27 protein-coding genes are annotated in these 24,172 nt (G+C 60.4%); 4 read left to right on the top strand and 23 right to left on the bottom strand.

The annotated features are described in order from the left end of the window. Window positions 1–59 precede the first annotated feature (59 nt). From NMD14_15620 to NMD14_15540, 17 genes are read right to left on the bottom strand one after another with little or no spacing between them, the layout of a single operon-like run. A complete protein-coding gene (locus tag NMD14_15620) occupies window positions 60–1,301 on the bottom strand; it encodes a beta-ketoacyl-ACP synthase (GenBank protein XEI32171.1) in 1,242 nt (413 codons plus the stop codon). After that, window positions 1,298–2,023: a 3-ketoacyl-ACP reductase FabG2 gene (locus NMD14_15615; GenBank protein ID XEI32170.1), complete on the bottom strand. Its 726-nt coding sequence runs from the start codon at window positions 2,021–2,023 to the stop codon at window positions 1,298–1,300. The genes NMD14_15620 and NMD14_15615 overlap by 4 nt, the downstream gene beginning before the upstream one ends. Then, window positions 2,020–2,478 (bottom strand): hotdog family protein, encoded by a 459-nt coding sequence (locus NMD14_15610; GenBank protein ID XEI32169.1) that lies wholly within the window; start codon window positions 2,476–2,478, stop codon window positions 2,020–2,022. The genes NMD14_15615 and NMD14_15610 overlap by 4 nt, the downstream gene beginning before the upstream one ends. Continuing rightward, on the bottom strand, window positions 2,475–3,641 hold the full coding sequence (locus NMD14_15605; GenBank protein ID XEI32168.1) for a beta-ketoacyl-[acyl-carrier-protein] synthase family protein: 1,167 nt from the start codon (window positions 3,639–3,641) through the stop codon (window positions 2,475–2,477). The genes NMD14_15610 and NMD14_15605 overlap by 4 nt, the downstream gene beginning before the upstream one ends. Then, the gene (locus NMD14_15600) at window positions 3,638–4,195 is read right to left on the bottom strand and encodes a DUF3261 domain-containing protein (protein ID XEI32167.1); all 558 of its coding nucleotides are present in this window, start codon (window positions 4,193–4,195) and stop codon (window positions 3,638–3,640) included. The genes NMD14_15605 and NMD14_15600 overlap by 4 nt, the downstream gene beginning before the upstream one ends. Then, window positions 4,195–6,507, bottom strand: a complete 2,313-nt coding sequence (locus NMD14_15595; protein XEI32166.1) for an MMPL family transporter — start codon at window positions 6,505–6,507, stop codon at window positions 4,195–4,197. Before NMD14_15595 ends, NMD14_15600 begins: the two co-directional genes overlap by 1 nt. Beyond that, window positions 6,497–7,093 carry an outer membrane lipoprotein carrier protein LolA gene (locus tag NMD14_15590; GenBank protein XEI34781.1) on the bottom strand — a complete coding sequence of 199 codons (597 nt, stop codon included), beginning with the start codon at window positions 7,091–7,093 and terminating at the stop codon, window positions 6,497–6,499. The genes NMD14_15595 and NMD14_15590 overlap by 11 nt, the downstream gene beginning before the upstream one ends. After that, on the bottom strand, window positions 7,093–7,515 hold the full coding sequence (locus NMD14_15585; protein XEI32165.1) for an acyl-CoA thioesterase: 423 nt from the start codon (window positions 7,513–7,515) through the stop codon (window positions 7,093–7,095). The genes NMD14_15590 and NMD14_15585 overlap by 1 nt, the downstream gene beginning before the upstream one ends. Continuing rightward, window positions 7,508–9,058: an aromatic amino acid ammonia-lyase gene (locus tag NMD14_15580; protein ID XEI32164.1), complete on the bottom strand. Its 1,551-nt coding sequence runs from the start codon at window positions 9,056–9,058 to the stop codon at window positions 7,508–7,510. The genes NMD14_15585 and NMD14_15580 overlap by 8 nt, the downstream gene beginning before the upstream one ends. A 7-nt stretch (window positions 9,059–9,065) precedes the next feature. After that, on the bottom strand, window positions 9,066–10,742 hold the full coding sequence (locus NMD14_15575; protein XEI32163.1) for a glycosyltransferase family 2 protein: 1,677 nt from the start codon (window positions 10,740–10,742) through the stop codon (window positions 9,066–9,068). Further along, window positions 10,739–11,104 carry a hydroxymyristoyl-ACP dehydratase gene (locus NMD14_15570; GenBank protein XEI32162.1) on the bottom strand — a complete coding sequence of 122 codons (366 nt, stop codon included), beginning with the start codon at window positions 11,102–11,104 and terminating at the stop codon, window positions 10,739–10,741. Before NMD14_15570 ends, NMD14_15575 begins: the two co-directional genes overlap by 4 nt. Beyond that, complete coding sequence (locus NMD14_15565; protein ID XEI32161.1) at window positions 11,101–12,492, bottom strand: AMP-binding protein; 1,392 nt, start codon at window positions 12,490–12,492, stop codon at window positions 11,101–11,103. The genes NMD14_15570 and NMD14_15565 overlap by 4 nt, the downstream gene beginning before the upstream one ends. After that, the gene (locus NMD14_15560) at window positions 12,479–13,054 is read right to left on the bottom strand and encodes a hypothetical protein (GenBank protein ID XEI32160.1); all 576 of its coding nucleotides are present in this window, start codon (window positions 13,052–13,054) and stop codon (window positions 12,479–12,481) included. Before NMD14_15560 ends, NMD14_15565 begins: the two co-directional genes overlap by 14 nt. Continuing rightward, the gene (locus NMD14_15555; protein ID XEI34780.1) at window positions 13,054–13,299 is read right to left on the bottom strand and encodes an acyl carrier protein; all 246 of its coding nucleotides are present in this window, start codon (window positions 13,297–13,299) and stop codon (window positions 13,054–13,056) included. Before NMD14_15555 ends, NMD14_15560 begins: the two co-directional genes overlap by 1 nt. Continuing rightward, window positions 13,299–13,565: a phosphopantetheine-binding protein gene (locus NMD14_15550; GenBank protein ID XEI32159.1), complete on the bottom strand. Its 267-nt coding sequence runs from the start codon at window positions 13,563–13,565 to the stop codon at window positions 13,299–13,301. The genes NMD14_15555 and NMD14_15550 overlap by 1 nt, the downstream gene beginning before the upstream one ends. Then, a complete protein-coding gene (locus NMD14_15545; GenBank protein ID XEI32158.1) occupies window positions 13,546–14,340 on the bottom strand; it encodes a 1-acyl-sn-glycerol-3-phosphate acyltransferase in 795 nt (264 codons plus the stop codon). Before NMD14_15545 ends, NMD14_15550 begins: the two co-directional genes overlap by 20 nt. Beyond that, window positions 14,325–15,035 carry a beta-ketoacyl synthase chain length factor gene (locus NMD14_15540; protein ID XEI32157.1) on the bottom strand — a complete coding sequence of 237 codons (711 nt, stop codon included), beginning with the start codon at window positions 15,033–15,035 and terminating at the stop codon, window positions 14,325–14,327. The genes NMD14_15545 and NMD14_15540 overlap by 16 nt, the downstream gene beginning before the upstream one ends. A 698-nt stretch (window positions 15,036–15,733) precedes the next feature. Between NMD14_15540 and NMD14_15535 the strand changes: the two genes are divergently transcribed. Together NMD14_15535 and NMD14_15530 are read left to right on the top strand one after the other, a co-directional pair. Next, window positions 15,734–16,795 carry an SAM-dependent methyltransferase gene (locus NMD14_15535; GenBank protein ID XEI32156.1) on the top strand — a complete coding sequence of 354 codons (1,062 nt, stop codon included), beginning with the start codon at window positions 15,734–15,736 and terminating at the stop codon, window positions 16,793–16,795. A 23-nt stretch (window positions 16,796–16,818) separates the two neighbouring features. Further along, window positions 16,819–17,031 carry a hypothetical protein gene (locus tag NMD14_15530; GenBank protein XEI32155.1) on the top strand — a complete coding sequence of 71 codons (213 nt, stop codon included), beginning with the start codon at window positions 16,819–16,821 and terminating at the stop codon, window positions 17,029–17,031. A gap of 44 nt (window positions 17,032–17,075) precedes the next feature. Here NMD14_15530 and NMD14_15525 read toward each other — a convergent pair whose 3' ends face one another. Further along, window positions 17,076–17,984, bottom strand: a complete 909-nt coding sequence (locus NMD14_15525; GenBank protein ID XEI32154.1) for a pseudouridine-5'-phosphate glycosidase — start codon at window positions 17,982–17,984, stop codon at window positions 17,076–17,078. Beyond that, window positions 17,978–19,069: a PfkB family carbohydrate kinase gene (locus NMD14_15520; protein ID XEI32153.1), complete on the bottom strand. Its 1,092-nt coding sequence runs from the start codon at window positions 19,067–19,069 to the stop codon at window positions 17,978–17,980. The genes NMD14_15525 and NMD14_15520 overlap by 7 nt, the downstream gene beginning before the upstream one ends. A 203-nt stretch (window positions 19,070–19,272) precedes the next feature. Here NMD14_15520 and NMD14_15515 point away from each other — a divergent pair, with 203 nt between their 5' ends. Next, window positions 19,273–19,734, top strand: coding sequence for an RNA methyltransferase (locus tag NMD14_15515; GenBank protein XEI32152.1), 462 nt, complete (start codon window positions 19,273–19,275; stop codon window positions 19,732–19,734). Between the two features lie 4 nt (window positions 19,735–19,738). Here the strand turns inward: NMD14_15515 and NMD14_15510 are convergent, their stop codons facing one another. Continuing rightward, window positions 19,739–20,491: a hypothetical protein gene (locus NMD14_15510; protein XEI32151.1), complete on the bottom strand. Its 753-nt coding sequence runs from the start codon at window positions 20,489–20,491 to the stop codon at window positions 19,739–19,741. 202 nt (window positions 20,492–20,693) lie between these two features. Between NMD14_15510 and NMD14_15505 the strand changes: the two genes are divergently transcribed. Then, complete coding sequence (locus NMD14_15505) at window positions 20,694–21,125, top strand: universal stress protein (protein ID XEI32150.1); 432 nt, start codon at window positions 20,694–20,696, stop codon at window positions 21,123–21,125. A gap of 77 nt (window positions 21,126–21,202) precedes the next feature. Here the strand turns inward: NMD14_15505 and NMD14_15500 are convergent, their stop codons facing one another. From NMD14_15500 to NMD14_15490, 3 genes are all read right to left on the bottom strand, one after another. Next, window positions 21,203–21,838 (bottom strand): murein L,D-transpeptidase catalytic domain family protein, encoded by a 636-nt coding sequence (locus NMD14_15500; protein XEI32149.1) that lies wholly within the window; start codon window positions 21,836–21,838, stop codon window positions 21,203–21,205. Window positions 21,839–22,011: 173 nt separating this feature from the next. After that, window positions 22,012–23,079: a porin gene (locus NMD14_15495; GenBank protein ID XEI32148.1), complete on the bottom strand. Its 1,068-nt coding sequence runs from the start codon at window positions 23,077–23,079 to the stop codon at window positions 22,012–22,014. A gap of 261 nt (window positions 23,080–23,340) precedes the next feature. Then, a complete protein-coding gene (locus NMD14_15490) occupies window positions 23,341–24,141 on the bottom strand; it encodes a methyltransferase domain-containing protein (protein ID XEI32147.1) in 801 nt (266 codons plus the stop codon). Between the last annotated feature and the right edge of the window lie 31 nt (window positions 24,142–24,172).

Below are 24,172 nucleotides of genomic sequence, written 5' to 3'. Positions count from 1 at the left end.
TGTGATCAAGAGACAGGCCATATAGGCCCCTTTTTTTAGTTGCTTCGCTGCGATGCTACCTAGTTTGCTTCATCGTGCCAGCGGCGAAAGATCAGCGAGGTGTTGATACCGCCAAAGGCGAAGTTGTTGGACATCAGGTACTCGATCTCCAGCTGTCGCCCTTTGCCTGTGATGTGGTCGAGGGGCGCACAGGCTGGGTCCGGATTGGCCAGATTAAGGGTCGGCGCAAACCAGCCGTCGTGCAGCATCTCAAGCGACAACCAGGCTTCGATGGCACCACAGGCCCCCAGGGTATGGCCAAAGTAGCTCTTGAGGGAGGAGATGGGGGTCCTGTCGCCAAAGATGGCGGCGGTCGCCTGGCTTTCGGCGATATCACCCCGCTCGGTAGCGGTGCCATGGGCGCTGATATAGCCAATCTGTTCCGGGTTGATCCCCGCCTGATCCAGTGCCATCTGCATGCAGAGTTGCATGGTCTGGCTCTGGGGCTGGGTGACATGGGCCGCATCACAGTTGGTGGCAAAACTGACCAGCTCGGCGATGATGTGAGCACCGCGGGCGAGGGCATGCTCCAGCTCTTCCAGCACTAGGGTGCCGGCCCCTTCCCCGATCACCAGACCATCACGCGCAGCATCAAACGGACGCGGGGTAAGCGCGGGGGTATCGTTGAGTTGACTGGTGGCAAACAGGGTGTCGAACACCACCGCTTCGGAGGGGCAGAGCTCCTCCGCGCCGCCCGCCACCATCACGGTCTGATAGCCGTGGCGGATCGCCTCGTAGGCATAGCCGATCCCCTGGCTGCCCGAGGTGCAGGCGCTGGAGGTAGGGATGACCCGGCCACGCAGGCCGAAGAAGAGACCGGTATTGACTGCCGTCGTATGCGGCATCATCTGCACATAGGTAGTGGCGGTGATGTTGGCGGTGGTCTTGTCGTTGAGCATGGCGCCAAAGGCGCTGATGGGCGCCGTGCTGCCGGTGGAGGAGCCATAGGCGATACCGGTGCGGCCATCGCTGAGCACCGGTTCATTCAGCAACTTCGCCTGTTCCAGTGCCAGCTCGGAGGCCACGGTCGACATCTCGGAGACTCGCCCCATGGCCCGAGTCTTCTTGCGCGGATAGTGGGCTGGCAGGGCAAAGTCGCGGATCGGCGCGGCCAGCCGGGTGTTGAGCCCGTCATAGACGCCCCACTCGTGCATGGTGACCACGGCGTTACGTCCTGCCTGCAGGCGCGCTTTGACGCTGGCCCAGTCGTTGCCAAAGGCGGTCACACCGGCCATGCCGGTGACTACGACCCGTCGATTCATATCAGGCCTCCGTTGATGGAAATTACTTGCCGGGTCACATAGCCGGCGATGTCGGACATCAGGTAGGAGACCAGACCGGCCACCTCCTCTGCTTGCCCCATGCGTTTGAGGGGGATCATCTTGAGCGCTTCGCTCTCTACTTCCGGGCTGACTATGCCGGTGTCGATAAGGCCGGGCGCCACGCAGTTGACGGTTATCCGCCGTTTGGCGAGCTCCAGTGCCAGCGCCTTGGTCGCGCCGATAAGGCCGGCCTTGGAGGCGCTGTAGTTGACCTGGCCACGGTTGCCCATGATGCCGGAGACCGATGAAAGGGTAACGATACGCCCGCCGCGGCGCAGCCCGATCATCGGCATGATGCAGGGCTTGAGCAGGTTGTAGAAACCGTCGAGGTTGGTATGGATGACATCATCCCACTCGTCGTCGGTGAGCGCCGGGAAGGCGCCGTCACGCACGATACCGGCATTGCAGACCACGCCGTAGTAAGCGCCGTGCTGCTCGATGTCGGCTTCAAGGCGTTCGCGGCACAGCGCACGATCGCCGATATCGAACTGGATGAGGCGGCCATTGCCACCCTGGGCGGTGATCTCGGCGAGGGTCGCCTGCGCCCCCTGCTGGTCGCTGTGGTAGTGGACGACCACGGTGAAACCGTCGGCCGCCAGCTTGAGGGCGATGGCACGGCCAATCCCCTTGCTGGCACCGCTTACCAGTACGGTCGAGTTCATTGTTTCTGCTCCAGTAAATCCGTCAGTTGCGCCTCGGTGGGCTGATAAGTGCTCAGGCGGGCTCTGGCACACTCGCGATCCCCAAGCCAGATGCTGCATTCAAAGCTGGCCATCCCGGCATCCTGCAGCAGGCAGTGGGCCTTGATGCGCAGCAGGCTGCCAGCGGTAAAGACGGGCAGCTGGCTCTGGTATTTGCGGGTTCCGAGCAGCATGCCGATCCGCACCGGCTCTTGATGATGATGTGCCTGCATGCCCGCCCAGGCGGCGATGGTTTGCGCCATCAGCTCGATGCCACACCAGCCGGGCAGATCGCCGTTGTCATCGAGCAGCAGCGCCTGCCGTGCTCCCACCACCGTTTCGCAGCAGACACTCTGCTCGTCATGTGCCGTGACGCGTTCGAGCAACAGCATGGGGGCGCGATGGGGAAGCAGTTGTGCTATGGGAGGAAAAGTCATGATGCCTCTTTGCCAAAAATCAGGCTGACGTTGTTGCCACCAAAGGCAAACGAGTTGGACATGATGATATCGACCGGCCCCTGCTCTTGCACAAGAGAGATGGGGGCCAGTGCCGGATCGGCTAATTCACCCTGCGGTGGCAGCGGCAGGCCACGTTCGATCAGCAGGCAGCAGAGCGCCGCTTCGGTCGCGCCGGCCGCCCCGAGGGTGTGGCCGGTCAGCACCTTGGTCGAGCTGACCGGCACCTTGTTCGGGAAGAGGCGCGCCAGCGCGCGGCTCTCCATCTCATCGTTGAGGCGGGTGGCGGTGCCGTGGGCGTTGACGTAGCCGATCTGGTCAGCCTCAAGGCCGGCACGGGTCAGCGCCATCCGCATCGCCCGCTCGGCACCTTCCCCTTGCGGGTGCGGCGCCGAGATATGCCAGGCATCCGATGACTCTCCATCCCCCAGCAGGGCAAGCGGAGCAGGCTCCAGGCTCACCAGAAACAGGGCCGCCCCTTCGCCGATGTTGATGCCGTCGCGCCCGGCGGCAAACGAGTGGCAGCGCTGTTCGCTCAAGGACTCGAGACTGTCAAAACCGTTGAGGGTGAGGCCACATAGCGAGTCGGCGCCACCGACCAGCGCCACATCGGCCTGACCGCTGGCCAGCAGGCGGCGGGCAGTGATAAAGGCACGGGCACTCGAGGAGCAGGCGGTCGAGATGGTCATCGCGGGCCCTTCAATGCCGAGATGGGAGGCAAGAAACAGCGAGGGTGAGCCGAGCTCCTGCTGCACGTAGTCAAACTGCGGTGGCAGCGTCTCGCCACGTTCATTCGCCGCAACGGCAACCTCGGCCTCGCCGATGCCGGAGGTACTGGTGCCGAGCACCAGTGCCACCCGCTGCGGGCCGACACGGGCGATAGCAGAGTTCACTTCGTCTGCGATATCGGCCAGCGTCGCAAGCAGCAGCCGGTTGTTGCGCGAGTCGTAGGGGGGCAACGTCACCGCCGGCAGTGAATGGCGCACCCGGCCAACCGGCGAGGTGCGGCCATCGACCAGCGTCCAGCGCTCGCCATCGAGCGGGCTGGCGCCATGGGTGCGCCACGCCTCGAGGGCGGTACTCACCTCCTCCTTGCCACGGCCGAGGGCGTTAATGAGGCTGTAGGCGTGAATATAGAGGGTCATGGCGCCAGATTCTCCAGTTGCAGGCGATAGCCAAAGCGGTGCTGGGTCAGGCTAACCGGCTCGCGCTGGCCTTGCCAGTGCTGATAGCGGATCTCGGTGACCAGCACGCCGGCAGGGTCGGTGAGGCGGCGAACATCCCCCTCATCGATCAGCTGCCAGCCCGCCGGCAGACGGGATTGCCACTCGGCCAGCGGCCAGTAGCAGAGCATCACATCGGCCAGCACCTGAGCCGGCGGGGGCAGGGCGTTGCCGGGCAGGGGGATCAGCCGCTCACTGTGAATGCCGCGCTGGTCGTATTGCACCTTGAACAGGCGCGCCCCGGTCGGCATCAGTCCGACCAGGGTAATGCCCTGCTGGCCGGCCTCCAGTGCGGTGAGCAGCTGATACTGCTTGCCCTGGACGCTGGCGATCAGCAACTGCTGGCGGTTGAGCGGTTCGGTGCGCTGGGGGGCCGGCAGTGACATGGCCACGCCCGGTGCCATAAAGGCTTCAGGGCGCGGCGAACTGCTACAACCTGCCAGCACGACCAACAACAGGGAAAACCAGTATCTCATCATGACTCCGCAGCCGGCCGTGGGGCCAGCACCATGGGCGATAACAGAAACGCGGTGAAGATCCCGCCGCTCAGCACTATCCCGAAACCGGCGATGGCGGGGGTGCTGCTGAGCGCCAGCAGGCCGAAGGCCAGCAGGGTGGTGAGGTGCGCCAGCAAGATGGCGAGCAGGGCCGACTGCTGACGAGCTGGTTCGTTGCCGCAGTGGGCGAAGAAGAGCCCGTAATCGATGCCGATGCCAAAGATAAGGCTGAGCGCCAGCACGCCAAAGAGAGTGAGCGGCTGAGCACTGAAGCCGAGCAGCGCCAGCCCCATGGCGATGGCCAGCCCGTTGACCAGCAGGATGCGTAGCGTCCGGCGCCAGCCGATGCGATGCCAGAGCAGCCCCATCACCAACACCACCGCGACCAGCAGCAGCTCGGCGAGCTTGAGGCGATAATCGGCAAAGAGCTGGCTCCACTGGCTGCGCTGATCCTGCCAGATAACCCCGTCATACTCGTTGGCCAGCCGGGCCAGTGCGGCGGCATCGTGAATGCCGGCCAGTGGCACCCAGATCCCGGCCCGGCCATCGGGCAGGGCGTACCAGAGCAGACGGCTCCCTTCGCTGACCGGGCTGGTTAGCCACGCATCGGGGGTCAGCAGATCCAGGGGCCGAGCGCTGGCCTCCACCGGTACGCCGGCGGCCTTGAGCGCGCTAATGACGCCAGGTTGCAGCGCCATAATGGCCTGATGATCCGCCTGTTGGCGGGCCTTCGAGGGGATCCACTGACTGATGGCAACAAACTGGTCGAGCACCTTGTGCTGGCGGGCCAGCTCAAGCTGGTCGGCCAGCGTTTCGAGCCGGGTGAGGGCCTGCTCGCCATCACTGCCCACCACCAGATAGCCGGTCATACCGCCCTGCTGGCCAGTCAGTTGCTGGATCTGGCGCTCCTGCGCCTGCAGCTCGTGGGGCAGGGGTTGCAGCTTCTGGATATCGTCATCGACCGCGAGGCGGCTGATGCCGATGGCGCTGATCGCCAGCATCAATAGCGGTAGCCAGCGGCGCAGGCCCCCCGGGCGCTGCCAGGCCGCAATCCAGCGCACCTGCCAGTGGCGTATAGGCAAGGCCCGCTGCGGCAGCTCGCCCAGCCAGTAGGGGAAGATCAGCAACACGGTCAGGAAGGCGGCCAGTAAGCCTGCCAGCGCGCAGATGGCAAGCTGCTGCAGCCCCGGGAAGGGGGCGAGCCAGAGCAGGGCATAGCCGATCAGGGTGGTGAGCAGCGCCAGACTCAGCCCCGGCAGCAGGTGGGTGCGGGTTTGCGCCGGTGTCTCGTGGCCATGCAGGCGCCGCTCGCTCAGGAAGTGGATGGCATAGTCGATAGAGATGCCGATGAGGCTTGAGCTGATCACCAGGGTGAAGACGTGGATCTCGCCAAACACCAGCAGGACGGCGCCGAGCCCCCACAACATCCCCATCGCCAGCGGCAGCAGGGAGAGCAGCAGGGCCCGCACCGAACGAAATGCCAGCCAGATCAGCACGATGACGCCGACCAGAGAGCCCAACCCGATGGTCGAGATATCCTGCTCGGCGAGCGAGCTGGCGTGCTGGCTGTAGAAGAGAGTGCCGCGGCGCAGCAGCTCAACGCCCGGATAGTGCTGGCGTAACTGCTGCTCGGCCGCAGTCAGCTCGCTGAGCAGTTGGCGGTTGCGCCCCATGTCGAAGGCAGAGAGGTTGAGTTCGGCCCGCACCATATACCAGCGGCGGCCATCCGCCCCGGTGCTGCTGAGCCAGCCCTTTTCGTCCAGCTGCATCGGACTCTTCTGCTCCAGTACCGCGGCGCGGGTCAGCAGCAGGGGATCGGCCTGCCACTCGGCGCGCGAGACGCCGCCGAAGGGGGAGTAGATCTGCCCCAGTACCCACTGGCTCCACCCCTCGGGACCGCTGGCCAGCCGTGCCCGCGCGCTTGGCGTGAGGTGTTGCCACGCCATCTGCCGCATGTAGACCTGCCAGGCGCCGGCGAGGGTCGGCTGGGCCATCTTCAGATGTTCCAGCGAGTTGATACCGGCCAGCTGCTTGCTCCACTCGGTCGCGGCGGCTTCGCCATCTTTGCCAGCGGGCAGGCTCACCAGCCACACCAGTTGCCGGTCGAGGTTGGCGAGCAGTCCGGCCCGAAGCTCAGGATGCCACTGCTGGTGCTCCTCCTTGGGCAGCAGATCCATCACGCTGGTATTGAAGCGGGCGCGGGGCAGGGCCAGCGCCAGGACAAGGCAGACCGCCACGCAGAGCAGCAGCCACCCGCGCCCCAGCAGGCGCCACTGTTTCTCAGTGAGCATCAAAACGGGCTTGCTCCTCGGCACTCAGGGGCCGGGTTTTAAGCTGCCAGTCAACAAAGCGGATCAGGGTAACATCCCCCTGCTTGTCATGGATGGCGAGCGAGGCGAGCTGGTGACGCCCCTTGAGCACCAGACTGGCGAAGACCTTGTCGAGGGGCGAGCGGATGGGCGTGAGGGTCAGGGTCCACTCCTCGCCCTCGTTGGTGAGCGTGTGGCGAAAGTAGTTATCCAGCGCCGCTTCGCTCGGGTCGAACAGGGCCAGCATCAGGTTGCTGAATTCCAGCAGCTGCGGGCTGTCGAGGGTTTGGGCCGGTTGACCGGGAAGCTGCTGCACCATGCGCGTTGGCGTGAGGGTCAGGGTCAGGGGGAAGGGTTTCTGCTGCTGCCACCAGAGCCCCTTGCCCTTCACCAACAGCAGTTCACCGCTGGATCGCAGCGCCTGAGTAAGGCCGCTTACCTGGCGCTCCTGCTCGAAATGGGCGCTGCGTGAATCGGCCGCCGTGAGCTGTTGCTGCACGTCGGCCAGGGTGATTGCCAGCGTTGGCCAGGAGAGCAGGGCCAGCAGCAGAAGGGGGAAGCGGGCGATCATTCGCTCACTCCCAGCTTGTCGAGCAGCACTTGGGGCGAGGCGAGGCACATCTCGCCGCTCTGCTTGCTGACCGCTACCTGCACCGTGTACCCCTTGCTGGTGCGCTGGCCGGTTGCCGGGTCAAACAGCAGATAGTCGATCTTGAGGCGATTCTGATACTCCGCCAGGGTGGCACGCACCCGCACGCTCTGGCCAAAACGCAGCGGCGCTATGTATTTCATCCGCACATCGATCACCGGCCAGAGATAGCCGGAGGCCTCCATCTGCGGATAGTTGTAATCGATGCGATCGAGCAGCGCGCAGCGCGCCAGCTCGACATAACGTAGATAGTGGCCATGCCAGGCAACGGCCATCATGTCCACGTCGTGAAACGGGATGGTGACATCCACCTCGGCGCTTAGCTGCCAGGACTCAGACATGGGACACCTCATCAAACAGCGGGTAGTGGCGTGCTTGCAGGCGGGCCAGCAAGGCGCGCAATTCGGCCTCAAGTGGACGGTCTTCCTGCAAGAAGGGGTGATCGCGGCGCACCGCTGCCACCATATTGGTCAGCGCCGGACTCAAGGGCTGGGCGGCAGCGCCCTGCAGAGCAAGGCGTAACTCAACTCCCTGCACGGCAGCTAACAAGCTGGCGGCGGCCACCTGCTCGGTCAGGGTCAACACCCGCAGCGCATCGCGGGCGGCAATGGTGCCCATGCTTACCTTGTCCTGATTGTGGCACTCGGTGGAGCGTGAAAATACGCTGGCCGGCATGGTGTGTTTTAGTGCCTCTGCCGTCCAGGCCGAGGTGCCAATCTGCACGGCTTTAAAACCGTGGTTAATAAAGCGGCGCTCGGCGCTTGCGCCTGAGAGGTTGCTCGGCAGCCCCTGATTGAACTTGCTATCAACCAGCTGGGCCAACTGACGATCGAGCAAATCCGCCAGATTGGCTACGGCGATCTTCATACTGTCCATGGCCATGGCGATATGGCCACCATAGAAATGGCCGCCGTGCATCACATGCTCCCCCTCACCGTCGATCAGAGGATTGTCATTGGCGCTGTTGAGCTCGTTTTCAATCAGGGCACGCCACCAGGGCAAGCTGTCGGCCACCACGCCAATGACGTGAGGGGCGCAGCGCAGGGAGTAGCGATCCTGCAGCCGGTTGCTGTGATGCGGCAGCTCGCCGCTCTGCAGATCGGCGCGCAGCCAGGCGGCGATCTGCTGCTGCCCCGGGTGGGGCTTGGTCGCAAACAGCCGTTCGTCAAAGTGAAAGGCGTTGCCCTCCATCGCCACACTCACCAGTGCCGTAATGCGGGTAGACAAGCGCATCAGATAATCGCAGCGCGAATACGCGAGGCAGGCCAGCGCCGTCATCACCGAGGTGCCGTTCATCAATGCCAGCCCCTCTTTCGGGCGCAGGGTCAATGGCGTGATGCCCAGCTCATGATAGAGATCTGCCGCCGGAACCAACTCACCATCCCGGTAGATCTCACGCTCACCCACCAGGGCTGCAGCGACGTAGGAGAGCGGCGTCAGATCGCCGCTGGCTCCCACCGATCCTTCTTCGGGAATGCGCGGCAGCAGGTCTTGCTCCAGCAGCCAGTGAAGGCGCTCAAGCAACCCCATGCTGACGCCGGATACCCCCTGCACCAATGAGTTAAGACGCGTCGCCAGCACCGCCCGCGTTGCAGCGAGATCAAGGTTGGCGCCAAGGCCACAACCGTGAAAGCGGGTCAGGTGCAACGGCAAGGTATCGACCAGATCGAGCGGCACGGCGCGGGTGACCGAATCGCCATAACCGGTGGTCACGCCATAGATCACCCCTTCTTCGCTCAGCAGGCGGTCGAGGTAATCGGCGCCACGCGAAATACGCGCCCGAAAGGCCGGGTCGGCATTGAGCCTTGGCAAAGCACGGCGCTCTGCCAAGGCGACCACATCTTCAATCGTAAGGGGGGCCGCCCCAAAGACTATCTCGCGCATGGGTTACTCAGTCCTGCTCATCGGTCAGATGCCAGAAGTCGAAAAAATTGAACCAGTCGAGCGGGGCTTGCAGGCAGTGAGCCTCCAACCGCTCGGCATAATGGCGCACGCGCGCCTCCAGCAGTTGCTGGCGGTGGGCTCTGGGTAGCGGTTGGCCATCAGCAAACGGCTCGAAGTGCACCCGAAAGCGCCCCTGCTCCTTGAGACCAAACATCAGATAGGTGGGGCATCCCAGCACGGCAGAGAGCGCAAATGGCCCGAGCGGGAACGGCGCTGGTGCGCCAAGAAAATCGGCCCACACCACCCGCTTTTCACGGGTCACCGAGGTGCGATCGCCGACGATCACCACCCACTCGCCGGCATCGAGCCGCTCTTTGAGCAAAATGGCGGTATCGGCCCCCAACTCCTGCACCTGAACCAGATTAAGGCCAGCCTGCGGGTTGATCTTCTGCAGCAAGGCATTAAAACGGGCGGCATGCCGGGTAAAGACCAGTGCCGTGATGCGCACCGCCCCTTCCTGATGGCCGAGCGCCCGGCACAGCTCCAAATCGCCTAGGTGCGAGCCCAGGATCAACGCCCCCTGACCACGCGCCGCCTGATAGTGTTCGCGGCCCACCAGCTCAATCTGATCGAGCCGGATATCACCGCGCCAGGCGGCCAGTTTGTCGAGCGCCGCCTCGCCAAAGCGCAGAAAGTGGCGCAGGCTGCCAAGCGGCCCGGGCAGGGTCACCCCAAGGTCTGCCGCCCGTTTGCTCAAGCGCGCCAGATAATCCCGGGAAGCCTGGCGCTGACTGCGCCCGGTCAGCCAGAAATAGGCGATCACTGGCAGCAAGATGGCCTTGAAGCCGGAGCGACCGAGCAGACTGTAGCTCCAGAGCATGATGCGCAGCCCCAGCAAGGTGCCGCGCTCAGGGGTGCGCGACCAGTGGGCGCGCCCCAATGCCAGCCATGCTTTGGGCCAACGCAGCAGATGGCGAGCGCCTTCACCAAGCAGGGTCAACACCAGTCGGGTGTGCATCCAGGAGATGCGCAGGTTGTCCCGATACATATCAAAGTGAGAGGTCCCATTTTCAGGGTAATGAACATGAACCGGAATAAAGCGGACTGGCGTTTTACGCCAATAGAGCCTCACCATGATGTCCGTATCAAAATCCATTCTTGAGCCAACATGACGCTGTTCTAACAGCGCACAGGTCGCGGCCAGCGGATAGACCCGAAAACCGCACATGCTGTCGCGAATATCCAGCGACAGCGTCTCAATCCAGACCCAGACATGGGTGAGATAACGGCCGTAGAGGCGCCCCTTGGGCACCGAGTCATCATATTCGGGTGCGCCGGACACCAGCGCCGTCGGGTGTTGCTCGGCCTCGGCCAACAGATCCGGCAAGCGGGTCAGATCGTGCTGACCATCGGCATCGACCTGCAGCGCATGGCTAAATCCCTGCGCCTTGGCGGCCCGTAGCGCCGTCATTACGGCGCAACCTTTGCCACGATTGCGCTCGTGGCGAAGCAAGGTGACCCAGCCGGCATGCTCGGCAGCCAGCGAATCGAGCATCGCAGCCGCTTGCGGCTCACTGCCATCATCGACCAGCAAACAGGGAAGCTGGTAGCCTTCAAGCTGCGCGAGCACGTTGCGCAGCGGGGCCGCATGGTTGTAGCAGGGGATGATAATACAAGGATTCATGTCAGGCTCACTCGACCACTGCTCGCCAGTTCGCCCGGCTCACCATCCGGCTGTAACAGCCGATATTCAAAGCGCAGCCGTCCCTCGGCGTGGCGTTGCAAAGACAATATGCAGCGCATGCCTGGTCGCAAAGGGCGCTGGAATTTAAGCTGATCCATGCCAGCAAATTCGCCCTCAATCACCCCTTCGCGGCGCGCCAGCGCCAGCGCCCAGTGCAGCTGGGTGACGCCCGGCAGCAGCGCGGCACCGGGAAAATGGCCGCTAAACCAGGGCAAATCTGGTGCAAGGTAGAGGGTCAGCAGCACACCTGATTCATCTGGTCGACAGGTCAGCACCTCGGGTAACAAGCTCGCGTTCATCATGCATCGCCCTCCGGCAGGGTGATATCGCAAGCAAAGCTATGGCGAAGCGCCACCCCATCGCGTTTGCCAGCACCGGTTAATGGCATAGTGTTAAACATCCGTAGCGAACGGGGCAGCGCCACCGGCTCCAGCCAGGGACGCAGCCTCTGGCGCAGTGCCTGTAAGAAGGGGCCATGCCCCAACGCATCATAATCCGCCTGCCCCTCGGCACTTGGCACCAGTGCCACCCCCAGCACCTGACGACCGCCCCGCTCCAGCGGCATCACTGCCACCTCTTTTACCCAGGGCAGTGACAACAGCCGCAACTCGACGTCATCCAACGAGATGCGCTTCTCTTCGAGTTTGATAATGCGATCGCGACGACCCAGCAGATGAAACTGTTGACCCCCCTGTTCCAGCGCAATGCGATCGCTGCCAAGCCAAGGCGTATTGTCCGGTAAAAACGGAGAAATCAGCGTCAGCAACTGATCGCCCCCCGAGCTTAGCTGCATACCGGGAAACGCATGCCAGCACTGATCTTCCCGTTCACGCTGGCGCCAGCCAATCCCGCCGGTTTCGCTGCTGCCATAGATTTCGACCGGCCGCTGGCCAAGCAACGCCGCGCACTGCCGGGCATCCTGCCAGGCCAGCGGACCACCGGAAGAGAGCAGCAGTTGGCAACCACTGCTCTGTAAAGCAGGATCGAGGCGGGACAAGAAGGCGGGTGAACTGACCAGCAGCCAGGGGCCGTGACACCTCTGCAATTGCTCGGGATAATCGGTCTGACGGCGTGCCAGTGGAATTCCCAGCGCCAGCGGCAGCAGGATACGAAACAGCAGACCGTAGATATGCTGGTGACTGACACTGGCATAGAGCCGGGCACCGTGACTGCACTGACCCCACAGGGAGCGCTGTACGCGCACTTCGGCGTCCAGTTGTCGCCATTGCTTGCTAATAGGCTTGGGATCACCGCTTGAGCCCGAGGTGTAGAGCGTTATGGTGGGTGAGAGTGACCGCTGTGGCCATACATCGGTAGCAGGTTGACTCAATGAGCACGGCACTCCTGGCGCAAACGCATCGACCAGCAGCCGCGGACAGGAGAGGTCAACCGGTTCGTCGCTCAGCACGCCATCAAATGCGCCTTGCGCCAGTAAGGCTGCCAAGGCAGCAGGGCGCTGGTGACCGGGCAAGATCATCTCGTGACCGGTGAGCGCGCACGCTAGCAAGGCTTGGCAAAAATGGTAACTGTCTGTCAGACAGACCGCCCAACGTGTTGCGCCCGCACCATTCATGCGAGCCGCCAGTTGCAGAGCCCCCGAGCGCAAGTCGGCCAGTGATAGATCGCCCTCAACGCCAAAGGCCACCACCCGCTCGGCCGGAGCCTGCCACAGCTCATCAAGCAGGGTCATCGTTCCCTCCCCGCATCACATGTTGGCGCACAAGCCACTCTCCCCCCATCAAGACGCCGATCAGCACATAGCTAATCAGACCGTTATAGAGACTCCACAGCGCAAGATCGCCGTGCAGGATGGTCAGGGCGGCCAAGGTCCCGTTGACGATAAAAAACAGGCACCACACCTGGGTAACGCGCCGGGTATAGTGCACGCCACGTGGCGGCAAGTCAGGTGTGGTCAGGCGAGCTAGCCGCTCCACCAGCGTCATGGGCTGGCGCAGACTCCAGCCAAATACCGCCAGCAGAGTCAGATTAACCACCAGCGGATAGAACAATAACCAGTTATGGGCTTTAAACCACAGGCTAAGCACCACCAGCGACAATCCCACCACGCTGGCCAGACGCGCCGCCCACCACCATTCGCGCAGCAGTGCGCCACCTGGCAGCAAACGCAAGGCAAACAGCGGTAACAGCAACAGCGCCAGCGAGTCGTGACTCCAGCGGGTCATACCGAAATAGACCAGCAGGGGATAGAGCAGCAGCACTCCCCCTGCCAGCAGGTTGAGACCACGCACCATCAGGCTGCGAGCAGGCGCTCTACCGCGTCCACCACATCGGCCACGGTACGCACGGATTTGAACTCTTCCGGCTTGATCTTCTTGCCGGTGAGCTTTTGCAGATGCACCACCAGATCGATGGCATCAATGCTATCGAGCTCCAACTGCTGATAGAGCTGGGCATCCAGGGTCACGGCGTCGGCATCAATCTCGAACAGATCGACCAGAGCACTGCGGATCTCGTTGAAAATCTCCTCTCTGGTCATCATGCACGCTCCTGCTGGGCCTTCACCAACGCGGCCAGCGCGGCGACCGAGGCAAAGTGGCGGCGGGTGTTCTCATCATCAGCGGAGAGCACGATACAGTAACGGCCTTTCATCGCGAGGCCCAGCTCCAGCGCATCAATGGAGTCGAGGCCGAGGCCATCGCCAAACAGCGGGGCATCGGTCTCAATCTCGGACGGAGTCATGCCTTCCAGATTGAGGCTGTCGATAATCAGTTGCTTGATCTCTTCAATTAGGGCTTGTTGCATCTTGAGTCCATACCGGGTCTTGATTGCCCGGGCTCAATACCCGGGTGAAATAGTGAGTCAGATGACGGGCCGCCAGTGAAGGGGCCTCGTGTGCCGGGACCAGATCCTGCGCCTGACACTGGGGCAAAAACTGGACGGTAAACACCGGCTTGTGTTCGGGTACGTGAAACCACTTGTGCTGCTTGGTCAGAAATCTGGCCGAGCAGTGGATGCTAACCGGCTGCAACCTGGCGCCACTGCGCACCGCCAGCTGCGCCGCACCGCGTTGCAGGCGCAGGGGGGCTCCTGGGGTGGTGCGAGTGCCTTCGGGAAATATCAGCAATATCCCCCCTTGCCGGATCCGCTCGATACATAATGGCAATAACCGCTCGGCAGCCACGTTGGGAATATAGTCGGCGGCGCGCACAACGCCGGCAACAAATGGATTACGCCACAGCGCTTCTTTGACGATGCAATCACAGTTTGGCATCTCAGAAGCCAGCAACACATAATCAAGCAGGCTGGGGTGATTCGCCAAGACCAAAGTACCTTCCAGGTTGGCGGGAATATCCTCGACCCGATAATCAAGCACCCCCATCATCTTTAAAAAACGCATAAAGAGGCGAAAGGAGTGACGAATCGAACCCTGAGCCCAGCGGCGGCGCATTTCACCATGAAAAAACAGGCTAAGCAAAGGGAACCAGAACAGTGTCAGCCATATTCCGCCGCAGCCAAACAGACTAAAACCCAGCATAGTGCCCAGTAATCGCCACAACCGGTTCAGGTGCGTTGCCATAACCACCCCTGCCGCCCATCAAATATCGTGAATTGCGATAACCCCATCAGTTGGGCACGCCAGCACGATAATGCGCCATCCGTCTCTGGTGGGACAGAAGTTGTCGTCCTGCATCCCTGCCACTCCCCACCTTTTGCCAACACCAGTGCCACGGCGCGTGGCGGCAGCTCATGGGCAAGCCAGGGTTGGGAAAATGGCGGGATATGACCTTCAAATGCCACCACCAGCACCTTTTGCAGACCATCGGCCAACATGCCGATAGCCTCCTGCAAGGCAGCGGCAAAGCTGCCCTCACCGGATGCCAGCGAACTCATAGGTATGGTCTGCTGCCCCTGAATGGAGGCCAGACCCGCCGACGTATTGTGTACCGATTGAGAGAAATCCGTGGGGGAGAGGGCGCGCTGTGCCGCCAGCGCCTGCAGCAGGGTGATGGAGCGTTCGAGCTCCCCATGGCGGCTGGCAAACACGGCGGCATCAAGGGGATGCCGCTCCATCATGGTCAGTGCCAGCTCGACGGCCAAGCGTCCACCCAGGCTCATACGCCGCGCTACCATCATGGGAATATGGGGTGTCACAACGGTTGTCGGTGGCAGCCAGAAGCCATCTTTCGCCCATGTCAGCCACTGCTCCCGGGTCGACATGCCCGGAGCGAGGGCGTGGCTTTCAGCGATGGAAAAAGTGGGTATTCTGTGCACGAGACGACCTTGATGCGCTAACGACAGTGATACTTGGGGAGATGTAACCGGGCCCAGAAAAAGTCGATTCAGCTCCGGTTAAGAATTCTGAGATAGGGGTCGCATATTACCATTCTTTTCCTTGATGGCTAGAGGGAATGTGTATGCATGCCAATATGCGCAATACAAAGTTAATTCAAATTATTTTATTTATTGAAAGCTTACGTTTTTTATTGTTTTATTACGGTGATTTTTAGTAGCTGTCACAGTGTAAAGGTTAATGAAATGAAAGTGCAAAAGTATATTTTTGTAGCGTTTATCTTAGCACCGGTTGCTAGCTGTTCCACCACCCAACCGATCATGAGCATATGACAATTCGTTCGGTGCCGAGCAATCTTAGCGCCTGTCGTTATAAGGTAGAGAGTGACAGATAATTTCTTAAACGATTATTAATGTCTGCGTCAATAAAAAGTGGGTGATGCGTTAAGAACACTCATGATTAATTACTGGCTATATTCAAGTTCGTCAGCATCTGGCCAATATCAGCACTCCTTAATAACACGACCAACTATTCCATTAATTATTTGATCAGTATCAATTGGGATGGCAAAGGTAAAGGGAAAATCCACCGTAATGACAACCGTTGGATTAACAGTCTGAAACAGGCCATTCAACTCGAACTGAATCGCGCCAGCAGTTACAAGTAAGGTTGGTGTATTTTGAATCACTATCAGTCGGATCGTTATAACGCACTGGATGCCATCAGCCAGGCCCAGCGTATCGCGTTTGCTCCCATGCTGTTTCAGGCAGCCTGGAGTTTGCGCGAATTTGGTATTCTGGCATTTCTTGCCAAAGAGCGGCAGGGCGCGACGGCAACGCAGATCGCCGAGGCGACCGGCTTGACCGAGTATGCGGTCAGCGTACTGCTCGATATGGGGTTGGGTGGCGGTATCTGCCACCTCAACGGGGAGTGTTACCTGCTGGACAAGGTGGGCCACTATCTGCTGAGCGACCCCATGACCCGGGTCAACATGGATTTTGTTCAACACGTCTGTTACAAGCCGCTTGCCCATCTGCAACAGGCCATCGAAAGCGGTACGCCTGCCGGGCTCAAGGAGTTTGGTGACTGGTCAAATATCTATGCCCACCTGAAGGATCTGCCGGAGCCGGCACGAAGCAGCTGGTTTCGCTTCGATCACTTCTATTCAGACTGGGCGTTTAAGCAAGCGCAGGATCTGGTGCTCGGATATGAGCCGAGCCACATCTACGATTTGGGGGGGAACACCGGCAAATGGGCTATCTCGTGCGCTCGACGCAGCTCCGAGTTGCAGGTGACCATTCTCGATCTACCAGAGCAGATTGCCATGGCCAGCGAGCAGATCCGGGCCGCAGGGCTGGCCGAACGGGTGCACGGGTATCCTGTCAATCTGTTGTCGGAGCAAGTGCTGCCCGGCGAGGCGGACATCTGGTGGATGAGCCAGTTCCTCGATTGCTTCAGCCATGATGAGATTGTCGCCATGCTGCGGCGGATCAGGAGCAGTATGAAGAAGGGGGCGAGGTTGTGTATCCTGGATCTGTTCTGGGATCGGCAGCCGTTCGAGGCGGCGAGTTTCAGCCTCAATGCCACCTCCCTCTACTTTACTTGTCTGGCCAATGGCAACAGCCGCTTCTACCACTCCAAGGAGTTCTATCAGTGTCTGCGAGAGGCGGAGTTTCATGTCGAGGAGGATCACGACATTCCGGGGCCAGGTCATACCCTGCTGGTTGCCAAGCCATTGTGAGCGTTGCTGGAGACGTGACAAACATGAACACTGCACAGATGACATTCGTTGTGCTGATTGCCGGCGTTGTACTGGCGGGGTGTGCCGAGATGAAGGGAATGGGTCGAACGATTGGCCATACCTCTCGCGATGTGACCCGAGAGATAGGCCATACGACCCGTGATGTGACCAAGGAGATAGGTAACGGCACGCGCGATACCGTCAAGGGCATCGGCAACGAGATCAAAAACATGTGATAGCAGGAGGGCCAACGTGGCCCTCCTTTCATTTGGGCTTTTGATTACAGCGCGGCGGCGATCCGGGCGCCGAGCGCCGCGTTGTTCAGTACCAGCTGGATATTGGCGGCGAGCGAGTTGCCGCCGGTCAGCTCGCAGACGCGGGCCAGCAGGAAGGGCGTCGAGGCTTTTCCCTTGATTGCCTGCTCATCCGCTTCACGCAGTGCCTGGGCAATGGCCGCGTCGATATCGGCCTTTGGCATGGCAAACTCGGTCGGGATGGGGTTGGCGACCACGGCACCGCCCGCCAGTCCCAGCTCCCACTTGAGGCGAAGCGCTTCGGCGATGGCGGCTGGGGTATCTAGGCGATAATCGACCTTGAAGCCGCTCTCGCGGGTGTAGAAGGCGGGCAGCTCTTCGGTTCCATAGCCAATCACCGGTACGCCCTGGGTCTCCAGATACTCCAGGGTCAGGCCGATATCGAGGATCGACTTGGCACCCGCGCAGACCACGGCCACCGGCGTTTGCGCCAGCTCCTGCAGATCAGCCGAGATATCGAAGGTCTCCTGTGCGCCGCGATGTACCCCGCCAATGCCACCGGTAGCGAACACCCGGATCCCCGCCATGGCGGCCACTATCATGGTGGAGGCGACCGTGGTCGCGCCCATCCCCTTGCGCGCCAGCACGAACGGAATGTCGCGGCGGCTGCACTTGGTGACGGCATGGCCGGCCCGGCCCAGCGCTTCCAGCGCACCGGCATCGAGACCCACCTTGAGGCGGCCGTCGAGGATGGCGATGGTGGCCGGAATGGCGCCGTTATCGCGCACCACTTGTTCCACCTGACGGGCCGTCTCCACGTTCTGCGGATAGGGCATGCCGTGGGAGATGATGGTGGACTCCAGAGCCACCACCGGCTTGCCGGCGGCCAGCGCGGCGGCGACTTCGGGTTGGATATCGAGGTAAGCGTTCAGCATGAGTACTCCTCCAGTATGCGATCAACGGCGGTCTTGCAGAGACCGGAAAAAACGGTATCGGAACAATTGACGGTCAGGGCGGCGCAGCCCAGGGCAAAGCGGGTGGTCTGGGCGATGTCGAGTTGTTGCAGCCAGGCATGGGCGAGGCCAGCCATAAAGGCATCGCCGCCGCCGGTGACGTTGAGTACCGGACTGCCCAGCACCGGCAGGTGGCCCTGCTGCTCGCCATCGCTGTAGAAGATCCCCTGTTCGCCCAGGCTGAGGAACAGCCGCTTGACCCCGGCACGGTGGAACCAGGCGGCCACCATGGGCCAGGTGTCGGGCCCGGCGATGGTCATGCCGCACAGTTGCTCCGCTTCGCTGCGATTGGGTTTGAGGGTGTGGATCTTGCCGAGCCAGGGGCGGATCTTCTCCACCTTGGCCACCGAGACGGTATCGACAAAGATGGCGTGATCCCCTTGTCGTTCGAACAGCCAGTCGAGGGTGTGGATGGCAAGATTGGTGTCGAGCACCCAGAGCCGGGCTCCGCCGAGAAAGCCGCCGAGCGGAGTCAGGCGGGCTGGGGTGAGCTGCTCTATGATGGCCATGTCGTTGATGGCGCAGCTCATTTCGCCGCTGCCATCATGCAGGCTGAGGTAGCAGGAGGTCGCGTGGCCATCGAGCACCAGCGTCTGGCGCACATCGACACCGGCCCGCTGGCTCACCTCTAATAGATGGTGGCCATACTGGTCATTGCCGACTGCTGTCAGCAATCGGGTATCGCTGCCAAGCCGCGCCAGATTCTCGGCGATATTGCGGCCGACACCACCGGCCGAGGTGCGCACCTTGCCCGGGTTGGAGTCGCCGAGCAGCAGGTTGTCGTGGCTGGTGCCGCAAATATCCATATTGGCACCGCCGATCACCACGGCGTAGGGGCCCTCTCGCAATACATAACCGCGGCCCTGCACATAGCCTTGCCGGATCAGGCTGGAGATATGGCTGGCCAGCGCGGAGCGGCTGATGCCGAGGCGATCGGCCAGATCCTGCTGGGCAATCATGGGATCCTGACGCAGCAGGGCGAGGATCTCTTGCTCACGTTCCGTCATAGACAAACATCCAGTTACAAACGTTTGTCTATTATTGTCGAAAAACGTTTGCCCGTCACCGGTTCGTGTCAAAAATGCCGGGGCGCGCACAAAAAATCGACATCGGCGATGGGTTGGCAAGCGGTTGAGCCGGGTGGGGTACTTTTAACGGGTCGGTGGCCCTGCAGCGGCTTATAATGGCCGCCACAAGATGAGGAGCGATGATGGAAAAGAGTGCATTCTGCTGCGTGGGGCTGGTCAATCCCAAGTCCCCGGAAAATGTCGGCGCCGTGATGCGGGCTGCGGGTTGCTACGGGGTGGACGAGGTCTACTACACCGGTAACCGCTTCGAGCTGGCGCGCCGCTTTGCCACCGATACCAAGCAGATGGTGGAGAAGATCCCGCTGCTCGGGGTGGATGACCTGATGGCGTTTATCCCGCAGGGATGTGTGCCCGTGGTGGTCGATCTGATCGATGGCGCTACACCGCTGCCCGACTATGTTCACCCGGAGCGCGCCTTCTACATCTTCGGACCGGAGGATGGCACGCTCGATCCCGCGCGCTACGGGGCGGTGAAAGATGTGGTCTATGTCCCGACTCAGGGCTGCATGAATCTGGCTGCTTCGGTCAACGTGATCCTCTATGACCGCTTGGCGAAGGGGATGAGGGGGGACAATCAGCGCTAGGCGATCATTTCGAGGTCGGGCTGGCGGCGGCTTTCTGTTCCAGCTCCCTGATAAAACCTCGGTGGTAGTGATAGAGCCGATAGTGCTTATATATTGCAGCCAGCGTCCCGCTGCGGATCAACCCAACCATCCCCTTATCCCAGAGTTGTAATAGCCGATGGCCTTGGGGAGTGTCGGCAAAGATGGGGTAGGTCGGGATCCAGCGCAGGAAGGCGCGATGCAAACTGGGGGGGAGGTCATCCTCCTTGTAGAGCACGCCCGCACTCAGAAAATAGCGATAGCGCTCTTTGCCGAGCAGCTGCAGAGCCATCTCATCGCTATCGATTTCATGCCACTGCATGGTGACAGCAATGTATTTGTCGAATGCCCAGCCCCGTCGCCATAACACAGATTGTCCCTGCAGGCTTTTTTCTCCTTGCCACGTGGGCAGCCATTTTTTCAGCATGAACACGGTCAGGTCATCGGCGGCGGCGGGATAGCTCGGTTGTAGTACACCAGTGACTTCATCGCGATATACCCCCATCGCCATATCGCCTCCTTTTTTGGCAATGATAGCGATGGCGCGTTTGTAGGGCACGATATGGGGAACGACTTGATAGCCGAGTGGTTGGTAGATGGCACGAACCAGATCGAGATAAATGCCTTTGCCATCCTGTTGGCAAAAGCCGGTCCAGTCATCGCAATAAACGTCAATAGACTCTGCTCGGCAATTAACCACCGTGCACAAACAACAGAGCAACAGACAGATGCGTAGCATGATCAGAGCGGGCCTCGTTGCTGGCCTCGTTGGGACAGAGGAAAAAACGATACCCTATTTTATACCATGGCATTGAGCGTGACCGAGCGTAGAAAAAATCTCGCATCTCCATTTTGCGACCGGGTCGAGGGTTATTTGCGGTCGGGTTGTTATGATCAAGAAAAGATTCAATAGTAGCCCAATCAGGAGAGGAGACTGCATTATGCCATCGATCAAAACGCTGCTCTGTCCGGTCGATTTTTCCCAAATGTCCCGCGCGGTACTCGACTATGCCGTATTTATGGCGCAGAGCCATCAGGCCCAGCTCAAGCTGATCCACGTGGTTGATCAGCTGCACGGTTTTGACAGTTACAAGATCCTGCATATGACGGCCATCGAGATCAGCCACGAGATGGAGCGTCAGGCCAGAACCCAGCTCAAAGAGCTGATTGCTACCCTGGCGATCCCGGCCACCTTTGATATTCGCTTTGGCCGTGCCGCCGATGAGATCATCATTCAGGCCAAGGAGGATGAGGTTGAGTTGATCGTGATGGGCAGCCACGGTCGTTCCGGTATCAGCCATCTGCTGGTAGGCAGTGTCGCCGAGTCTGTGGTGCGTCATGCACCCTGTCCGGTACTGGTGGTGCGCCAATAACGCACCATGTTTAGTGTGAAAAGCGTAACAAACAAGGCCAGCGAGTGCTGGCCTTGCATTTTCTGGTGTTGCGCCCGCTAGCCGTGGGCGTAGATGACACTCCCTCCCTTGATGGTATCTATGATGGCTCTGGCCTGCTCCTTGGGCAGGGCGGGGCAACCCCAGCTGCGGCCCAGCTTGTCATATTTGCGCAGATGGGTCGGGCTGGCATAGGCGGCGCCATGTACCACGATGGCACGCTTGCGGGCATTGCTGTTCTTGCCGGGGCTGAGCCCGTCCAGCCGCAGGGAGTAGCCATGCTTGCCCAGATAGGTTTCTGCGGTGCGATAGACGCCGAGGGAGCTTTGACGGGAGTTGAGCTGGTTGGAAAAGCGCTCTGCGGCCAGTTCGCCGGAGTTGCGGCCATGACTGACCCAGGTGTGATAGAGCAGCTTGTGGCGTTTCATGTCGATGACAAACAGCCTGCGCTGGGTGGATGGCTTGCTGTAATCGATGATGGTCAGAATGGCTTTGCGCTTGTGGCGCACGGTTTGATAACTGTTGAGTGCCTGACGGAAGGTCTGTTTATCCAGCTTGCCGGCCAGACCCAGCTGACGATAGAGGCTCGGATCCCCGCTGGCATCTGCCGTGCTGCTCCAAATGAGCGATATCAACAGCAGTGGCAACAGCAGCCACCCGCGTTGCCAGCCTCTGTTCCCGCGCGCTTGTCTCATCCGTGAATATCTCCTTGTCACTCCCTGCCAACGGCGCGGATATTGCCATCAATCCGCTCGATAGTTATATGCAAGGCGCTGAAAAGGCGCAATAAAAAACCGGCCGCAGAGCGGCCGGAAGTAATTCAAACAGTAGACATTGGTATTACAGGGTATAACTGACTTCCAATTGCTTAGAAGTTGTACTGCAGAGCCACACCAACTACGTCGTCAGTGTTCTGGCCCAGCTTGCTGGTACCGGAAACAGCGCCGTCATCCAGCAGGTTCAGCTTGTAATCAACGTAGGCGTTGAAGTTGTTGGTGAAGTTGTACCAGGCACCGATGGATACATATTCGGTCAGGGTGTCATCGAAGCTGACATTGGTGTCATTCTTCACGTCAGTGCGCAGGTAAGCCAGAGAAGGCTTGAACTTGCCGAGGGTGTACTGGGCAACAACTTCATAACCATCGCTCTTCTCGGCATAGCCATTCTTGACGAAGATGTGATCTTCACCGTGAGCATAGGTAGCAGCCAAGTAGAGATCACCGACCGCATATTTGGCACCGAAGCCCATCAATTTGGCATCGCTGTCAGCGCCGAAAGAGGCGAATTTAACCTGGTCTGCAGTTTTGCCAGCCTGGTTATAAGCTGCAGACAGACCCAAGCCCATAGCGAAATCATAGGATGCCGCTACGGCAAAACCTTCTTTGGAACCTTTCTTCCAAGAGGTCAGGGAACGGTCCTCATTCTGGGCGGTGTTGTTACCAGTGAACTGGGCACCCAGGGTCAGACCATTCTGGTTGAACATGTACTTGGCAACACCATTGGTGCGGCCGGTACCGAATACTTCGGTGCCTTTGCCCAGGCCGTCACCGCCCCACTCGGGCAGAACGTCGGTGTAGTCGTTCACGATGGCAAACAGGCCATCCTGACGACCATAGCTGAATGCGCCGAAACGGTCGTGCTTGATGCCGGCATAGGCATAACGCAACTCGTCGTTGTCAGAACCGGAGGTCGGCAGGTTGTACTCGGCAAAACCGAATGCCTTCATCTCGGGAGCAATCTTGGTCTCGCCGCGCATGTTTACACGGAAGTAGCTCTGGTCACCTTCGGAACCCTTGTCGTCAGTGCCGTAGTAAGCACCTTGTGCACGGCCGCCGATGTCCAGTTTGGTATCATTCTGGTTGTAAACGGTAGCAGCATGAGCGCCACTCGCCAGCAGCAGGCTGGAGATAGCAATAGTCAGTGCAGACTTCTTCATATGCGTTATTCCTCTGATGTAAACACGTGGACCTGTTTCGGTCTTTGTTCGTTGGATCGGGATTGAACCGATGGGAACAAGGTAGAGCGGTCAACCTTGACTGGAGCTGAATCAGAGGAGAGTTACTTTTTGATGCATTTCTTGTCATTATTGGGCGGGCGAGCGAACTGTACTTTTGTTGTTAAAAATCAATTGATTAGATTTTGTTGGTAAACATGAACGCGGCAGTGTTTGCAAAAAACACTGCCGTTTTGAACGCTATCAGAGCGGTTTTTGCCACAGGGTCAGCAGCAGATCCTGTGCCAGTTCATCCGGGCCCTGTTGAGCGAAAGCGTGACGCTGCTCACCGGTTGCCCGCCAGCCGAGGCGGCTGGTTTCCAGAATGAAGCTGCGCAGGGCCTGATCCATGGTGAGGCTGAACTGGCAGCGCTGTTGGGCCACTGGATTGAGGCCGCCGAGGGTTGGCCAGCTGAGGGGGTGCTCCATGCTCACCGGGTTGATACTGACCCGCAGTTGCCACTGATGGCGGGGGCCTGGCTGCAGATAGAGCAGATAGCCACCGGGGGCCAGCCAGCTGACTAGCTGTTCGGTCTTGATCTTGAGATCGTTGACCAGTAGCACTTGAGCCGAGCCCGGTTGCAGCGGCGCACGGGCGGGATCGGCAATGACAAATTGGCCGTCCGGTTGCGCTTTTTTGGCGGCAAAAATGGTGTTCTTGGCGATGTCGATGCCAGCAAACTGCCAGCCGGGCAGGCGCTCTGCCAGCGCGCGGCAGTAGTAGCCTTCACCACATCCCAGATGGATCAGCTCTTGCGGGGCAAGGGGAGAGAGCAGGGAGGCCATGGCCTCGACCAGCGGCAGTTGGTGTCCGGCTTCCAGAAAATGGTGCTTGGCGCGCATCAGGGCACGACTGTCGCTGTCTTTGGGGTTCTTCTTGCCGGGAATAAGATCCAGATAACCTTCCGGCGCCGGATCGAAGTGATGCTTATTGTCGCAATAGCGCCCCTGGGAGGCTTCATGAAGATGGAGCGGGCAGCGGCAACGGGGACATTGAAGGTGCATAGAAACTCTCTTGGCGAATGCCGGAACAGTG

Origin of the sequence: Aeromonas veronii (genome assembly GCA_041319085.1) — a bacterium.
Classification (GTDB): domain Bacteria; phylum Pseudomonadota; class Gammaproteobacteria; order Enterobacterales; family Aeromonadaceae; genus Aeromonas; species Aeromonas veronii_F.
This window is presented reverse-complemented; position numbering and strand designations above follow the sequence as displayed.

What these genes read in the sequence shown, in the direction of transcription:
- NMD14_15560 (XEI32160.1), bottom strand. Translation starts at nt 13,054, where the DNA reads ATGGTGCGTGGTCTCAACCTGCTGGCAGGGGGAGTGCTGCTGCTCTAT.
- NMD14_15490 (XEI32147.1), bottom strand. Translation starts at nt 24,141, where the DNA reads ATGCACCTTCAATGTCCCCGTTGCCGCTGCCCGCTCCATCTTCATGAA.
- NMD14_15515 (XEI32152.1), top strand. Translation starts at nt 19,273, where the DNA reads ATGGAAAAGAGTGCATTCTGCTGCGTGGGGCTGGTCAATCCCAAGTCC.
- NMD14_15495 (XEI32148.1), bottom strand. Translation starts at nt 23,079, where the DNA reads ATGAAGAAGTCTGCACTGACTATTGCTATCTCCAGCCTGCTGCTGGCG.
- NMD14_15615 (XEI32170.1), bottom strand. Translation starts at nt 2,023, where the DNA reads ATGAACTCGACCGTACTGGTAAGCGGTGCCAGCAAGGGGATTGGCCGT.
- NMD14_15620 (XEI32171.1), bottom strand. Translation starts at nt 1,301, where the DNA reads ATGAATCGACGGGTCGTAGTCACCGGCATGGCCGGTGTGACCGCCTTT.
- NMD14_15600 (XEI32167.1), bottom strand. Translation starts at nt 4,195, where the DNA reads ATGAGATACTGGTTTTCCCTGTTGTTGGTCGTGCTGGCAGGTTGTAGC.
- NMD14_15595 (XEI32166.1), bottom strand. Translation starts at nt 6,507, where the DNA reads ATGCTCACTGAGAAACAGTGGCGCCTGCTGGGGCGCGGGTGGCTGCTG.
- NMD14_15505 (XEI32150.1), top strand. Translation starts at nt 20,694, where the DNA reads ATGCCATCGATCAAAACGCTGCTCTGTCCGGTCGATTTTTCCCAAATG.
- NMD14_15520 (XEI32153.1), bottom strand. Translation starts at nt 19,069, where the DNA reads ATGACGGAACGTGAGCAAGAGATCCTCGCCCTGCTGCGTCAGGATCCC.
- NMD14_15530 (XEI32155.1), top strand. Translation starts at nt 16,819, where the DNA reads ATGAACACTGCACAGATGACATTCGTTGTGCTGATTGCCGGCGTTGTA.
- NMD14_15565 (XEI32161.1), bottom strand. Translation starts at nt 12,492, where the DNA reads ATGACCCTGCTTGATGAGCTGTGGCAGGCTCCGGCCGAGCGGGTGGTG.
- NMD14_15605 (XEI32168.1), bottom strand. Translation starts at nt 3,641, where the DNA reads ATGACCCTCTATATTCACGCCTACAGCCTCATTAACGCCCTCGGCCGT.
- NMD14_15580 (XEI32164.1), bottom strand. Translation starts at nt 9,058, where the DNA reads ATGCGCGAGATAGTCTTTGGGGCGGCCCCCCTTACGATTGAAGATGTG.
- NMD14_15500 (XEI32149.1), bottom strand. Translation starts at nt 21,838, where the DNA reads ATGAGACAAGCGCGCGGGAACAGAGGCTGGCAACGCGGGTGGCTGCTG.
- NMD14_15510 (XEI32151.1), bottom strand. Translation starts at nt 20,491, where the DNA reads ATGCTACGCATCTGTCTGTTGCTCTGTTGTTTGTGCACGGTGGTTAAT.
- NMD14_15585 (XEI32165.1), bottom strand. Translation starts at nt 7,515, where the DNA reads ATGTCTGAGTCCTGGCAGCTAAGCGCCGAGGTGGATGTCACCATCCCG.
- NMD14_15575 (XEI32163.1), bottom strand. Translation starts at nt 10,742, where the DNA reads ATGAATCCTTGTATTATCATCCCCTGCTACAACCATGCGGCCCCGCTG.
- NMD14_15555 (XEI34780.1), bottom strand. Translation starts at nt 13,299, where the DNA reads ATGACCAGAGAGGAGATTTTCAACGAGATCCGCAGTGCTCTGGTCGAT.
- NMD14_15525 (XEI32154.1), bottom strand. Translation starts at nt 17,984, where the DNA reads ATGCTGAACGCTTACCTCGATATCCAACCCGAAGTCGCCGCCGCGCTG.
- NMD14_15550 (XEI32159.1), bottom strand. Translation starts at nt 13,565, where the DNA reads ATGCAACAAGCCCTAATTGAAGAGATCAAGCAACTGATTATCGACAGC.
- NMD14_15610 (XEI32169.1), bottom strand. Translation starts at nt 2,478, where the DNA reads ATGACTTTTCCTCCCATAGCACAACTGCTTCCCCATCGCGCCCCCATG.
- NMD14_15570 (XEI32162.1), bottom strand. Translation starts at nt 11,104, where the DNA reads ATGATGAACGCGAGCTTGTTACCCGAGGTGCTGACCTGTCGACCAGAT.
- NMD14_15545 (XEI32158.1), bottom strand. Translation starts at nt 14,340, where the DNA reads ATGGCAACGCACCTGAACCGGTTGTGGCGATTACTGGGCACTATGCTG.